The organism is Hoyosella subflava DQS3-9A1 (assembly GCF_000214175.1).
GTDB lineage: Bacteria > Actinomycetota > Actinomycetes > Mycobacteriales > Mycobacteriaceae > Hoyosella > Hoyosella subflava.
This window is the reverse complement of the sequence record NC_015564.1, coordinates 744952-759371: the sequence shown is the minus strand read 5'-3', so window position 1 is coordinate 759371 and position 14420 is coordinate 744952. Positions and strand designations below refer to the sequence as shown.

10 protein-coding genes are annotated in these 14420 nt (G+C 62.5%); 3 read left to right on the top strand and 7 right to left on the bottom strand.

The window, feature by feature from the left end:
* Together AS9A_RS03515 and AS9A_RS03510 are read right to left on the bottom strand one after the other, a co-directional pair.
* Positions 1-1494 carry a flavin-containing monooxygenase gene (locus AS9A_RS03515; RefSeq protein ID WP_013805523.1) on the bottom strand — a complete coding sequence of 498 codons (1494 nt, stop codon included), beginning with the start codon at positions 1492-1494 and terminating at the stop codon, positions 1-3.
* 2 nt (positions 1495-1496) lie between these two features.
* A complete protein-coding gene (locus AS9A_RS03510) occupies positions 1497-2192 on the bottom strand; it encodes an acetoacetate decarboxylase family protein (RefSeq protein ID WP_013805522.1) in 696 nt (231 codons plus the stop codon).
* A gap of 147 nt (positions 2193-2339) precedes the next feature.
* Between AS9A_RS03510 and AS9A_RS03505 the strand changes: the two genes are divergently transcribed.
* Together AS9A_RS03505 and AS9A_RS03500 are read left to right on the top strand one after the other, a co-directional pair.
* Positions 2340-3365 carry an AraC family transcriptional regulator gene (locus AS9A_RS03505; RefSeq protein WP_158307341.1) on the top strand — a complete coding sequence of 342 codons (1026 nt, stop codon included), beginning with the start codon at positions 2340-2342 and terminating at the stop codon, positions 3363-3365.
* Positions 3366-3439: 74 nt separating this feature from the next.
* Positions 3440-4960, top strand: a complete 1521-nt coding sequence (locus AS9A_RS03500) for an aldehyde dehydrogenase family protein (protein ID WP_013805519.1) — start codon at positions 3440-3442, stop codon at positions 4958-4960.
* A gap of 48 nt (positions 4961-5008) precedes the next feature.
* Here AS9A_RS03500 and AS9A_RS03495 read toward each other — a convergent pair whose 3' ends face one another.
* Positions 5009-5872, bottom strand: coding sequence for an oxygenase MpaB family protein (locus AS9A_RS03495; RefSeq protein ID WP_013805518.1), 864 nt, complete (start codon positions 5870-5872; stop codon positions 5009-5011).
* 493 nt (positions 5873-6365) lie between these two features.
* Here AS9A_RS03495 and fusA point away from each other — a divergent pair, with 493 nt between their 5' ends.
* On the top strand, positions 6366-8372 hold the full coding sequence (gene fusA, locus AS9A_RS03490) for an elongation factor G (RefSeq protein WP_013805517.1): 2007 nt from the start codon (positions 6366-6368) through the stop codon (positions 8370-8372).
* Here the strand turns inward: fusA and cydC are convergent.
* The 4 genes from cydC to AS9A_RS03470 are packed head-to-tail and all read right to left on the bottom strand — an operon-like array spanning position 8335 to position 14206.
* Positions 8335-10017, bottom strand: a complete 1683-nt coding sequence (cydC, locus tag AS9A_RS03485; protein WP_013805516.1) for a thiol reductant ABC exporter subunit CydC — start codon at positions 10015-10017, stop codon at positions 8335-8337. The two genes, fusA and cydC, sit on opposite strands and share 38 nt — an antisense overlap.
* Entirely contained in the window at positions 10014-11669 is a 1656-nt protein-coding gene (cydD, locus tag AS9A_RS03480; RefSeq protein WP_013805515.1) for a thiol reductant ABC exporter subunit CydD, read from the bottom strand. Before cydD ends, cydC begins: the two co-directional genes overlap by 4 nt.
* The gene (gene cydB / locus AS9A_RS03475) at positions 11666-12700 is read right to left on the bottom strand and encodes a cytochrome d ubiquinol oxidase subunit II (RefSeq protein ID WP_013805514.1); all 1035 of its coding nucleotides are present in this window, start codon (positions 12698-12700) and stop codon (positions 11666-11668) included. Before cydB ends, cydD begins: the two co-directional genes overlap by 4 nt.
* Positions 12701-12715: 15 nt before the next feature.
* Positions 12716-14206 carry a cytochrome ubiquinol oxidase subunit I gene (locus tag AS9A_RS03470; RefSeq protein ID WP_041451466.1) on the bottom strand — a complete coding sequence of 497 codons (1491 nt, stop codon included), beginning with the start codon at positions 14204-14206 and terminating at the stop codon, positions 12716-12718.
* Positions 14207-14420 lie beyond the last annotated feature (214 nt).

Below are 14420 nucleotides of genomic sequence, written 5' to 3'. Positions count from 1 at the left end.
TCAGGAGCCCTTCCGTGCAGAGACAAGGTGGTAGTCATCGAGTTTGAGGCGGCGAGTTTTGCGCCGGTACGAGGACACTGTGCCAGGCCAGTTGTTGGTGATCCGGCCAGCGGCGTTGCGGTACCAGCTCGAGCAGAAGTTCCACGGGCTCCGGTCCAAGCGTTTCTGCAGTTTCTCGTCGAATGCTTCCTCGACGTCGGGGCGGACCGAGAGGTACTGCCCCGGACGACGGGCGAGGACCTCGACTGCCTGGCGGATATAGCGCGCCTGCGACTCGATCATGTAGACAATCGAACCGACCCCAAGGTTGGTGTTCGGCCCGTACATGACGAAGAGGTTGGGGAACTCGGGTATCGCCATGCCGAGGTAGGCGCGGGCTCCCTTGGGCCCCCACACATCCTGAAGCGCCTGGCGTCCAGCCCCGAAGATCTTCATCGGCCACAGAAACTCCGTGCCCTTGAAGCCCGTGCCGTAAATGATCACGTCGGCCTCATGGTGCACGCCGTCTTCGGTCACCACGCCAGTTTCGGTGACTTCCCTGATTCCGGTGGTTTCCACCGTGACGTTTGGGCGGGTAAGCGCGGGAAAGTAGTCATTCGAGAACAGGCCGCGCTTACACCCGGCCGGATAGTCCGGCGTGAGCTTGGCGCGCAGTTCCGGGTCGGGAACCTGATTGCGAAGGTGGTTTTCGGCGATGCGGACGACCATGGGCTGGATCGCGGGGATATCAACGAGACCAAGCGAGAGAAACTCGCAGAGGGCCCAGAACCCAAGGCGTTCAGCGAGACGTACCGGAGGGATCCTCTTCAACACAGTATGGTGCCACGGTTTGTACTCGACGTCGGGTTTCGGCAGCACCCACGCGGCGGAACGCTGAAAAAGGGTCAGATGCGCAACATCGGGAGCGATGGCCGGAACGAACTGGACGGCACTCGCGCCCGTGCCGACAACCGCAACACGCTTGCCTTCGAGTGACACGCTGTGGTCCCACTCGGCGGAATGGAAGGACTGTCCTTCGAACTTTTCGATGCCCGGGATGCGTGGCATCGACGGCCGGGACAACTGGCCGGCCGCCATGATCACCACGTCAGCTGTTAATTCAGTGCCACCCGAGACGCGAACAGTCCATTGTCCGGTGTCTTCACTGAACTCGGCTTCACTTACCTCTGTCCCGAACCGAATATGATTGAATAGGCCCCGTTTTCGCGCGACGCCGCGCATGTATTCGAGAATGTCAGGCTGGAGTGAAAAACGCTTCGGCCAGTCAGATTTGGGCTCGAACGAGTAGGAGTACAGCGGTGAAGGGATGTCACACCCCGCGCCGGGGTAGGTGTTTTCGCGCCACACTCCACCCACGTCGTCCGCACGTTCGAGGATGGTGAAATCGTTGAAACCAGCGCGCTGCAGTTCCATTGCCATCCCGAGTCCACCAAAGCCTGCGCCAACGATGATGACTGACGGGCTGGCGGTGTTCTGTGTTTCTCCGCGGGCCATGTTCATGCCTCCTTCTGCGGCTGGCCGAGAGTGAATTCCATCGATTCGAATACGGCGCCAACGTGTCGGCCCGAACGCAGCCAGCCAGATAGCGTCGGGGGCGCGTCTATTTCGACAGTGACAAGGGCTGGCCGCACTCGTCCCCATGCGCGCATCGAACTCAGCCCTACGGAACCGTCCGGCCACTGCTGTGCCAGCGCCGTGGACAGCGTTGGCATGGGCACTGCTGGACCGAGGGCGCGTGCGGTTACCTGAACGTGCCATTCACGCCCCTGCGCGGTCATGGTCTTACCGGTCTCTGGCGCACCCTCAAAGGTCGCCAGCGTCTTGGGCAGTGACCAGTTTGTGCGCCCGCCCACCAGGCTCGTTTCCGAATCGACAGCCATGAACGGGACACTGCCGACGACTCTGCGGCCGTGACGGATTCCAGCAGCACCGAACACTTCGCCGTAACTGCCGACAGGCGTATCGAGGTACTGAACCATTCCACCAACCACACCGAGGGCTTTACCCCCGCGTCCGACACTGGGTGCCACTGCGCGGCCCGCTGCGGCTCCGCCCCGGCCGAACCACAGCACCGACCTGGCAAGGCACTGCCACGGCGCGGGCGCCTGGTTCGCTCCAAGCCGTTCTGCCACTTCAGCGTCCAGCGCTGATTCTGGCACCCCGTGCACACGAACAAGATCGGCGAGCTCCATTGGTCTTCCCTTCACTGCGGATAAGGACAAACCTACGGCTGCTCATCCGCCATGCCTATGAGTCCAGAGGACAGAAACTTGAGAAATTCGGCCACTGCGGGCAGTGTGAGACAGATGATCGATCGCTGGTCGATGCCAAGGTCCAGTGTGAGTGCCGCAATGCTTACTGAACTCGCCACCGAACGAGGTGTCCAGCCAACTCAGACGCTCCGCGGCACCGGCATCACCTCAGAAACTCTGCGCGACCCGACCGCGGAGGTGACCGCTGCCCAAGAACTTGTACTTGTTCGCAACCTACTTGCTGATCTGCCCGACGTTCCAGGCTTGGGGCTGGAAGCCGGGACGCGTTACCACGCACCCTCATTCGGGCCACTCGGTTTCGCTATGATCAGCAGCCCGACGGTGGGAGAGGCACTCGAAGTCGTGACGCGCTGGTTTGATCTGTCGTTCTCTTTTTCCACGTTGCACCGCCACGATGAGAGTGACCGGGTCACGCTAGTACTCGACGATACGGGTGTTCCCGACGACGTTCGTTGCTTCAATACGGAACGGGATCTATCGGCCATCATCACGATGATGCGGCCACTGCTTCCCACGGTGCCGATCATGCTCGCCAGCCTCGACATTGCCCTCCCCGAACCAAGCTATGTCGACCGGTACCGGGACATCCTTGCAGCGATTGGAACGAAACCGAACTTCAGCATGCCTGAAACTGTCATGCGCATCGACGCCACTCTGCTTCCGCTCGCTCTTCCGCAGGCAAATCGCCATATCGCAGAGATGTGCGTCCAGCAATGCGCGGCGCTGATGCACCGTCGCCAGGCGCGAGTGGGCGTGAGCGGCCAGGTACGGCAGCACCTGTTGCGACGGGGCCACACGACGAATCAGGACGAGGTAGCTCGCGCGATGAATCTCACTGTGCGGACCCTGCGACGGAGGCTGGCAGAAGAAGGTACTTCGTACCGGGAGCTGGCTGCGGAGACAACGGGGCTGCTGGCGGAGGATCTTCTCAGCTCAGGACTGCCGGTGGAGCAGATCGCCGAGCGGCTGGGGTACGCGGATGCTTCGAGTTTCACCCACGCGTTCAAATCGTGGAAAGGCGTCACTCCAGGACGATTCGCGCGCGAGCGCCAACGGCTCCGCGTTCCCCAACGAGAAGATTCGCCTTATTGACATTCTGCCGACAACCGTCATGATGGACTCACAGGGCGCATTGTGATTTTCGCGCCGCACATCGAAGGAGCTCAATGTCGACGACAGAGACAAACTCAGGTACGGCACCGGCACAGTCCGCCTCAGCCCTCGCATCGAAGAATCCGGCCACGGGTGACGTCATCTCAGTGCACGCAATTCAGTCGCCCGAGGAAGTCCGGGCGGCCGTTGAGAGAGCGCGCTCAGCTGCCAGAAGCTGGAATGCCCTCGGCTTCGATGGCCGCAAGCAGCATCTACTCAGGTGGGTCAGTTATCTGCTCGATCATGCTGACGAGCTCAGCGAGTTGATCCACGCGGAGAACGGGAAGCCCGTTGATGATGCGTACCTTGAACTTGTGCTCGCGGTCGAACACATTGCGTGGGCGGCGAAGCATGCCAAAAAGGTGCTTTCACCGAAAAAGGTCGCACCTGGCCTGCTGATGGCGAACTTCTCCGCGGTTATCGAACAGCACCCACTTGGGGTCATCGGCGTAATCGGGCCCTGGAACTACCCCGTCTACACACCCATGGGGTCAATTGCATATGCGCTCGCCGCGGGTAACTCTGTTGTGTTCAAGCCAAGCGAGTACACCACTGCCGTCGGCAACTATCTCGCTGATTCGTTCCGCCTCGCGAACCCGGAACTGCGCGAACACATCCTGACCACCGTTAACGGCTACGGGGAAACTGGTGCCGCCCTGGTGACGTCGGGCGTGAACAAGATCGCCTTCACCGGGTCGACACCCACTGGTAAGCGGATCATGGCCGCGGCAGCGGAATCCCTCACGCCCGTGCTGCTCGAGTGCGGGGGCAAAGATGCCGCAATCGTGGCGGCCGATGCAGATGTCAAGGCAGCCGCTGACGCGATCGCATTTGGCGCTATGGCCAACAGTGGCCAGACCTGCGTCGGCGTCGAACGTGTCTACGTTGACAAGCGTGTCAGCGATGAGTTCATCACCGAGATCAAGAAGATCATCAGGGATCTGAAACCCGGTGATGCGGAGGGCGCATCGTACGGCCCGATGACAATGCCGAGCCAGATCGACATTGTTCGCAGCCACATCGAGGACGCACTCGAACACGGCGGCCGAGCCGTAGTCGGCGGGGCCGACTCCGTCAAAGAACGTTATATCGAGCCCGTCGTCATCGTTGACGCCGACGAAACCTGTTCTGCTGTAGTGGAAGAGACCTTCGGCCCGACGCTCACGATCCGTACGGTCGACAGCGCCGACGAAGCCATCGAACTTGCCAACGCGTCCCGGTTCGGGCTCGCGTCAACCGTCTTCTCCAAGAATCACGGCATGGAGATCGCGCGCCGCCTGCGTGCCGGTGCGACGTCAGTCAACTCAGTGCTTGGCTTCGCAGCGATCCCAGCGCTCCCTTTCGGAGGAGTGGGCGAATCGGGAATCGGCCGCATTCACGGCGAGTGGGGCCTCAAGGAGTTCACACGTCCGCACGCCATCGCGAACCAGCGGTTTGCCATTCCAGGCATGGCGCTGCTGAGTTTCAAGCGCACCAAGATGACAACGAGCCTGGTCAAGCAAACGATGAAACTGCTGCACGGCCGGTACAAGTAAGCCGGCGTTCGAAGGCGAGAGCCCGGCGCAGGAATGGGCTCTCGCCGTTTACACCAAAGGCAGGTTTTTCCGCATCCGCCTGCGTGTGTCCCAGAGGTAGAAGTTCATCGGGAACCGTCGGACGATATGAGGTAATCTCCGATAAACCATTCCGATGGCGGTAAGTCCCTTTGCGAGAATGCGTTCATCTCGCTCGGACCACGGAAGCCGCATTTCGTCGCGCAGATGGGGCGGGAGCAGGCCGGTAGCAATGAAGCGCTGTGGCCGCGCGGCCAGGGCCCGAACCGGCAGCGGCAGCGCCTTCAGGTCCACCAATTCAGCGAGGTAGTCGCGAACAGTGTCATCGATCGACGTCGCGGCCAGAGTGTGGCGCCAGTATTCGTCGAACGCAGCCCTGTCGGGGGGCCAAAGTTCCTGCGGCATCTGCAGCGTCGTACCCAGGCGGGCGCAGTAGTCATACAGCGCGTCGGCGTCAGTCTCGGGGATCGGCCCGTGGAGGCGCTCGGTCATGTCCACGATGCCGTAGTACAGGCAGGCAGCCACCCAGAGTTGCAGCCGAGGGCTGAACGCGTTGTATTTGACGGGACTGCCAGGACGGGACCGGATCTGCCGGTGTGACTGGTTGACGGCCTCGCGGTATCGCAGACGTTCTTCCTCGGTGCCGTGCAGTGCAACCGCGAGGTAAGACAACGTGGTTCGCAACCTCTTGACGGGATGCAGCGTCACTTTCCCACTGTCGACCGGGCTTTCAACGACTCCGTAACCGACCGGAGGAAGGCTGAGTTGCATGATGACGTTGGCCGTCCCCGCGAGGAAGGCAGCGATGCCGTCGACGTGGTTCCACATGTCGTAGTCGAAGCGCGGCTCGGGCGAAGTGCCGCCTGGCACGTTGTTGTTCGCAGCGCTCGTCATTGTGCGCCCCCTCAGGACACCGCATCTCTTGATATTTGATCAAAGCATACCGTAGCGGCTGAAAGTCAGGTCGAGTGACGCCCATACGGCACGACACACCGTGACTCCCGACCACACACCCTCTGCTGACGGTGTGTGGTCCGTACTCCCGGTGTGTGGTGGAGAGGCCGCAAAAACGGACAGCCCCCGAACCGTGTGTACCGACTGGACTTAGCCGGTGGTTCGGGGGCCGGGTAGCTGCCTGGTATTCGCTCGCTGCCAATGGCAGGGGGTGAATCCTGGCGCAGCTGGCAGCTAGCGGACAGCCACCTCACGTGTCCTAAAGCCAATCATCTTCTGGACCACCTCCTTCCTCGTGTACTTGCGAAGGTACCTGGACCTGGACTGACCGGCAACGGAATTTTTCAAGACCCCTGATCCCGATCGTCCGTGAGCGGTACTGTCGAAGTACTCACGGACTCCTTCCCGAGGGGAGGCGAACATCATCGGCGATTTGCGCATACGCAACGTCGCGCTGGTGGGCCACCAGGGCAACGGAAAGACCTCCCTGGCCGAAGCGCTGCTCTTCGCAGCTGGCGTCGTCAGCCGTCCGGGCCGCATCGAAAACGGCAACACTACTCTCGATACGCAGCCCGAGGAACGCGAACGGGCGCAATCCCTCACGCTTGGCCTGGCGTCATTCGATTCAGATGATTACCGCATAAATTTGCTCGACACACCGGGCTATATCGACTTCGCCGGTGATGCGGATATCGCGCTCCAGGTGGCCGACATGGCGGTCTTCGTCGTTGACGGCGTGAGCGGCCTGCAGGTAAGCGACGAAATGATGTGGGCCATCGCAGCCGAGCGGTCCATTCCCCGACTGATTTTCGTCAACAAGATGGACAAGGATCGTGCCTCGTTCGACGCGACGGTCGAGGATGTCCGCGCGCATTTCGGCCAGGGCGTGGAGCCGATCGAGCTGCCCGTCGGAGAAGCGCGAGCCTTCACCGGCGTCTGTGACCTTCTCACTGAACACACGTTCTTTTATGACACGGGGACGACTGTCGAGCGCGATGAAGTCCCCCCGCAGATCGCGGAACACGAACGCGCAGAACACGAACACCTGGTCGAGGACGTCATCCAGATCGAAGACGAACTGGTCGCCCGCTACCTCGACGGCGAAAACATCACTGTCGCTGAACTCGACCGCGCGCTGCGGTCGGGCTTCGCGAACGCAAGCCTATGGCCAGTGCTGTGTGGCTCCGCGACAGAGATGATTGCGGTGGACCGGCTCCTTGACTTTATTTGCCGCCTCGGACCGAGTCCCGATGACGTGCCGCCCCGCACCCTGGAAAAAGCGGGTCGGACAGTGCAACTGCCGTGCACCGCGGACGGCCCGACAATCGCGTACGTCTTCAAAACTCAAACCGACGAGTACGTCGGCCAGGTCGCGCTGATGAAGTTGCTTTCGGGCACGCTGCACGCGGACGATGTCCTGATAAACCAGCGCACCGGAAATAAAGAACGCGTGCACAACCTGCTGACAGTTCTCGGAAGTAAAACCACAAGCGTCGGCGTTGCCAGCGCGGGTGACATGGTGGCGGCGATCAAGTTGTCCGACGTAGCTACTGGCGACACCTTGGCACCTGCGGGCTCGACGTTCCAGGTGCACCAATTGGTGAATACGCAGCCCGTGTACGGAATCGCCGTCACGCCGCAGCGCACCGGGGACGAAGAAAAGCTCGCGACGGCACTCGCTGAAATGGTCCGGGACGACCCCACCCTGCACGCAGATCGCGACCAGGAAACTCATCAACTCGTCATCAGGGGCTCGGGTGATATGCACGTCCAGGTCGCCCTCACTCGCCTGCACCGGCGGTTCGGCATCAGCGTGAACACTGAACCAGTGAAGGTCGCGTACCGGGAAACGCTCGCAGAGGCTGTGCAGGCCGAGGGCAGGCACAAAAAGCAGAGCGGCGGACACGGCCAGTTCGGTGTCGCGACTGTGCGTTTCGAGCCGCTCCCCCGTGACTCCGGGTTTGAGTTCGTCGATGAGACTCGTGGCGGGGTGATCCCCAAGTCTCTGATCCCGGCAGTGGGGAAAGGCATCGCGGAATCCATGGCGCGTGGCGGCCGCGAAGGCTATCCCCTCGTCGATATCCGCGCCACCGTCGTCGACGGCAAACATCACTCGGTGGACTCCGACGAGTTCAGCTTCAAGATGGCGGGGGCTCTCGCGCTGAAGGAGGCAATCGAACGGGGTGGCACGAAGGTGCTGGAACCCATATTCCACGTCGAAGTCACTGTGCCCGACGCTCTGCAGGGCGATGTTCTCGCTGACCTTGCCAGGCGGCGCGGCCAGATCGAAGGAACCGAACCCGGCGACAACGGCACTACAGCCGTAATCGCTTCGGTGCCCCAGGGAGAGCTACTCGACTACGCAGTGGCAATGCGCTCGATGACACATGGCCGCGGGCAGTTCACCGCGACGTTCGCGCGATATCAGGAGCGCCCGTAACGTCGTGGCATTCCAGGTCCCGCGACGCCCGGATAGTCCTCGACGGCCGCTGGTGTGACACCACCACGACCGTCCTGTCGTGGTGGACGAGGCCGCTGTCCCGATCGAGCAGCGCGTCCAGGAGGCGAGCCGCGTCATCTGCATCCAAATGCTCTGTCGGCTCGTCTAAAAGCAACACCGAGGCCGGGGAGAGCAACGCCCTGGCAAGAAGCAGCCTTCGCCGCTGCCCGCCGGATAGCGCCTCATCCCCACCGACGAGCACCGTGTCGAGGCCGTCAGGCAATTCGTTGAGCCAGTCGCCCAGACCGACGCGCTGCATCGCATCCACCATGTTTTCACGGGTCGCGTCCGGCCGGGCAACGAGCAGGTTGTCGCGCAGCGTCGTCGCGAATATGTGCGCGTCCTCGGCAAAGAATGTGACTGTCCGGCGAAGCGTATCGGGGTCCCAATCGTCTAGCGGCTGACCCCCCGCTGCAGCTGACCCCCCAACCGGCGGTATGAGCCCGGCAAGCGTCATTAGAAGGGTGGACTTGCCGGCACCGCTCGGTCCGGTGATGAGAACTCGGCTGCCTTCTGGCCAGTTCAGAGTGAGTGGTCCTGACGCAACGGTGCCACCCCATCCGCAGTGGAGTTGCTGGGCGGCGATCGAGTGCCCATGCGCGCGCCCACCCTGACCCTCTGCGGTAACGCTTGTTGCCTCATCGAGCAGCATCATCACACGTCCTGCCGCCTGTCGAGCACGCAAAAGGTGCACTGCGGCGTCGGGCAGCGCTGATGTTGCTTCAAAGGCAGCGAGCGGCAGCAGCACCAGAATTCCGAGCGAGGTGATCGACAGGCTGTCTGTTGCATAGAGGTTCATCCCGATGAGCAACGCGCCGATGACACTAACGCCGACCGCGAGGGGGGTCACGGAGGCAGCGCCAGCAGACGAAACCGCAGCTCGGTCTGCTGAGCGATCGGAGTTGTGCAACGAAGTCTCAGCCCGTAGCACCGCCGCCCCGAACTGTCCGGAGACTTTCAGTTCAGCAGCATGGTCGAGGACGTTCATGGCAGCGTCACGGTGCTCCCCGCGATAGCGATCGGCCTCGGCTTCCCGCAGTCGGGCTGCCCCCGCGGCGAGCAGTGGCGCGAGCACCCCCGCGGCGATGAGCGCGAGCGCGAGTATCAGCGCTGCAGCCGGCGCGATCACGGCAAGGGCCACCACCGCAGCGAGACTGAGCAGGACCGCGACCGCAGCGGGGACGACCGCACGCACCACCGTCTCACCGAGGGTGTCGATGTCTTCTCCCGTGCGCGCCAGCATGCCACCACGGCTCGCGCCGAGAGCAGCCCTGGGATGCCCAGTTGCAAGCCGTTCGTAGACCGTGGTGCGCGCGGCGACGGTACCGCGCAGCGCGAGGTCGTGAGTTGCGAGTCGATCGAGGTATCGGAAGACGCCGCGGCTGATTCCCAGTGCACGGACAGCCACCACCGCGACGGTGAGGTCGAGCACGGGAGGCATCTCGAATGCCCGCATGATGAGCCATGCTGACACGCCAGCAAGGGTCAGCGCGGAGCCGAGTGTGACCGTCGCCGCAGCGATCGCGAGGCACGTCCGCCCGGCGGGGATCTCGAGCAGCCTCAATGCGCGCCACAACGTCCTCATACGAGCCTCCCTGCCGAAGCCCCCAGCGTGGTCACCTGATCGGCTGCCGCCAGCACACGTGCGTGGTGAGCAACGGCGATCACGGTGGCTCCGGTGGCTGCCCGGGCTCGCATTGCGTCCAGTATGCGGTCGGTGGAGAGGTCATCTAGGTGTGCAGTCGGTTCGTCGACGATCAGCACGCGCGCGTCCGAAGCGAAGGCACGCGTCAGCGCGAGCCGTTGTCGCTGCCCCAGCGACAGGCCAGTGCCACCGATGCCGATGCGCGTTTCGAGGCCATCGGGCAATTCCGCGAGAACCTCCCCGAAACCGGTTTGCTCAGCAGCGCGTGCGATGTCGTCGATCGGCCCGTTGAGTTCAAGGTTCTCCCGGACGGTCCCTGGGATGAGCACAGGCTTTTGCGGCACCCACGCGACTTGGTCCCACCATTGCTGGATATCCAGGTCGGCAACGGGAAACCCACTGACTGTCACGGCGCCACCATCAGGGGTGACGAGACCGAGGACCGCGTGCAGGGCCGTGGTCTTCCCCGCGCCGTTAGGTCCGGTGATGACAGATATCTCCCCCGGCCGGAACTCTGCGCTGAAACCGTCCGGCGCGAAACCTTCGCGGGCCCGCATTCGGAGTCCGGCTACGACAACGGTGTACGGGCCGCTCGGCAGCTGGCGACTGCCTGGCCTGGTTGTCGCGCGCGGAGCGAGCAGGCTGAACGCCCTGTCCGCGGCACTCACGCCGTCTTCAGCCGCGTGGAATTGCGCCCCTACCATCCGCAGCGGCAGGTACACCTCGGCAGCGAGAATCAGCGCGACCAGCCCGGGCTGCAGTTCCATGTTTCCGTACACGAGCCGCAGCCCCACACTGACAGCGACGAGGGCAACGCAGAGAGTGGCGAACATCTCCAGCACCATGGACGACAGGAACGCGATCCGCAGCGACGCCATCGTGGTGTGGCGATGCTGCTCCCCTAGCTCTCGGACGCGCTGGGTTTGCCCGCGCTCCCGTGCCAGCGAGCGCAACGTCGGCAGACCCGCGATCAAGTCCAGCAGTTGCGCCGATAACTGCGACATCGAGCGGAGCTTTGCCCGTGACTTTCCGCGCGTCAGCAGTCCGATGAGGATCATGAATGTCGGAATGATCGGCAGGGTGAAGAAGATGATGAGCGCGGACGTGATGTCATGCACCGCGATAACCACGAGCACCGCAGGTGGCACGATCGCGGCCAGAGCCAGTGCGGGCAGGTAACCCGTGAGGTAGGGACCTAGCCCGTCGAGTCCACCATTCCGGTGAGTCACTACCGTCGCGGTCTCGTCACGAACGGCCGCTCGGTCCCGTGGGGGCATCGCCGCCACGGCACGCAGCACGTCCATTTTCAGATCGCGGATAACAGCGGCAGAACTGCGATGCGCGAACCTGGTGTGCAACCACATCGCGGCCGCTCGCACAAGCACGGCTCCCGCGAGTACCGAGAGTTCCCAGATCCACACCGAAGGCACCCTGCGCGCCGGATCCGTGACAACGCCCGCGAGAATGGTCGCGATCATCAGAGCCATGACAATCACTGTCGCCGCGGTGACGACTCCCATGACGACGGTCAGTACCAGGTACGGGCGTACCGGTGCTGAGAGTCGCCAGAGCCGGGGATCGAACGGTTTCATCGCCGCATCTTCAGCCCGATGGACGGCGGGATCTGCTCAGTGGTGATCCGTTTGCGGAACACCCAGTACGTCCAGCCTTGGTAAATCATGACGACCGGCGCGAGGAACGCTGCGGCCCATGTCAAGACCCTGAGCGTGTACGGCGAGGACGCGGCTTCCGCAACCGTGAGACTCCACTCGGGGTTCAGTGAGGATGGCATGACGTCAGGGAACAGCGAACCGAAAAGCAGCGCTGTCGCTGCGGCAACGGTGATGAAGGTGGCGACAAAGGTCCACCCCTCGCGCTGCCTCGCCGTCATCACAACGGTGACGATCAGGCCGATCGCTGCCACCCAGGTGAATACCCAGGTCAGCGTCGATCCGTAGGCAAGTTGCGTCCATACCGCGAACCCTCCGGCGACGAGCAACGTTGCTGGAGCGAGGAGTCCCGCGGCTTTGATCGCGTCCGCCCGTACTTCCCCGCCCGTCTTGAGAGCGACGAATACCGCCCCGTGGAGGAGGAAGAGCATTGTGGTCGTGATGCCACCGAGGATTGCGTAGGGGCTCAAGAACGCTTCCCACATGTTCGTGATTTGCTTGTTCTCGTCGATAGGGGTGCCGCTGACAACGGCCGCGAAGACCATGCCCCACAAGATCGCGGGCAACCATGACCCGATGATGATGCCCGCATCACATCGCGCGCGCCACTGGTCGTCGTCGATCTTGCCGCGGAATTCGATAGCCACCGCGCGGAAGATGAGGGCAAGCAGAATGAGGAGCAGCGGGATATAAAAGCCGGAGAACAAGGTCGCGTACCAGTCAGGGAAGGCCGCGAACAGCGCGCCGCCAGCGGTGATCAGCCAGACCTCGTTGCCGTCCCACACAGGTCCGATTGTGTTGAGCGTGGCCCGCCGTCGCTTGTCCGCGTTCATCCGGGACTTGCGGCCCAGAAACGGCATGAGCATGCCGACGCCGAAGTCGAACCCTTCGAGCACGAAGTAGCCGAGGAAGAGGAAGGCGATGAGAATGAACCAGAGTGTGGTGAGTTCCATGGTCGGTTTCCCCGCTTAGTAGGCGAACGACAACGGTTTCACGTCATCGCCAGATTCATCGTCGTCGTGTTTGTGCGGATGCTTATCGTGTTCGAGCGGCCCTTCCAGGACGTAACGCCGGAGCAGATAGAACCAGACGACCGCGAGCGCGCCGTACACCAGCGTGAAGGTGATGAGCGAGGCAAGCACCAACCCGGCGGAGTGGTTCGACACCGCGTCAGCCGTCATGAGACGGACCTGGTCGACACCTGTCAGGTTGGGCACCACAACCCAGGGCTGTCGTCCCATTTCCGTGAAGATCCAGCCGAAGCTGTTCGCGAGGAACGGTGTCGGGATCGCGAAGATCGCCAGCTTGCCGAACCACTCCTGGTCCGGGACGCGTCCACGGCGCGTCACCCACAGGCCTGCGAGAGCGAGTGCCGCCGAACCAAACGCGAGACCGATCATCAGCCGGAATGACCAGTAGGTGATGAACAGGTTGGGCTGATAATTGGCCTCCCCGTAACGCTCCGAGTACATCTCCTGCAGCTCGACCACACCCATGAGTTCTGCGTTGAAGTCATTTGTCGCCAAGAAGGAGGTCAACCCAGGCACGGCGAGGATATGCCGCACGTTTTCGCAGTCATTGTTGTGGTCGCCGATAGTGAGGAGCGAGAACTCCGCGCCACGTTCGGTGTGGCACAGTGCCTCAGCTGAGGCCATCTTCATCGGCTGCTGCTCGAACATGAGCTTGGCCTGGATGTCCCCCGTGACAGCGAGCGCGAAGCCCGAGGCGATCATCACCCCAAGAGCGAGACGAGTAACCGGCCGCCACATCGTGCGGGCTTCTTCTTCGTACTCCGCCGCTTCCTCGGGTGCCGCAGTCTTCGCCTGGCGCATCCTGCGTACCATCCACCAGCCACCGACACCGGCGACAAACGTCGCGGCGGTGAGGAAGCTGCCGGCGATGGTGTGCGGGAAGGCCGCGAGTGCCGTGGGATTCGTCAGAAGCTCCCAGATGCTGGTGAGTTCTGCGCGTCCCGTTTCCTCGTTGAACACGGCACCGACGGGGTGCTGCATGAACGAGTTGGCAACGATGATGAAGTACGCCGACGCGTTGACCCCGATCGCTACCATCCAGATCGTCGCGAGGTGCACGAGTCGTGGCAATCTCCCCCAGCCGAAGATCCACAACCCGAGAAACGTCGATTCGATGAAGAAGGCAGCGAGTCCTTCGAGCGCGAGCGGCGCACCGAATACATCACCGATGAACCGTGAGTACTCGCTCCAGTTCATGCCGAACTGGAACTCCTGGACGATGCCGGTCACGATACCGAGTGCGAAGTTGATCAGGAAAAGCTTGCCGAAGAACTTCGTTAGCCGGTACCAGTGGTCTTTGCCGGTGACCATCCACATCGTCTGCATCACGGCGACGAGTGGCGCCAGGCCAATCGTCAGCGGGACGAAGATGAAGTGGTAGACGGTTGTGATCCCGAATTGCCACCGAGCGACATCCAGCGCTTCCAGGCTGTTCACGGCGTACTCCAAACTAGGGCGGACCAGCCCTGGCGGTTGGAAGGTGCGACCGAGAACTACCGGCACTACTCGGCCATGCAAAAGACGGTACTACTACTAGAGGTAGTAGTCACTACACGCTGTAGTAGACGTTGGTCACACCCACGCCGCGCCTTCCCGGAACGGGACGACGCCAATTCTTCCCTCGGCTCGGCGCCGCCAGGCA

Bases quoted from the DNA above. Each gene is read 5' to 3' on its own strand.
- AS9A_RS03515 (WP_013805523.1), bottom strand. From the start codon at position 1,494: ATGGCCCGCGGAGAAACACAGAACACCGCCAGCCCGTCAGTCATCATC.
- AS9A_RS03510 (WP_013805522.1), bottom strand. From the start codon at position 2,192: ATGGAGCTCGCCGATCTTGTTCGTGTGCACGGGGTGCCAGAATCAGCG.
- AS9A_RS03500 (WP_013805519.1), top strand. From the start codon at position 3,440: ATGTCGACGACAGAGACAAACTCAGGTACGGCACCGGCACAGTCCGCC.
- AS9A_RS03495 (WP_013805518.1), bottom strand. From the start codon at position 5,872: ATGACGAGCGCTGCGAACAACAACGTGCCAGGCGGCACTTCGCCCGAG.
- cydC (WP_013805516.1), bottom strand. From the start codon at position 10,017: ATGAGGACGTTGTGGCGCGCATTGAGGCTGCTCGAGATCCCCGCCGGG.
- cydD (WP_013805515.1), bottom strand. From the start codon at position 11,669: ATGAAACCGTTCGATCCCCGGCTCTGGCGACTCTCAGCACCGGTACGC.
- cydB (WP_013805514.1), bottom strand. From the start codon at position 12,700: ATGGAACTCACCACACTCTGGTTCATTCTCATCGCCTTCCTCTTCCTC.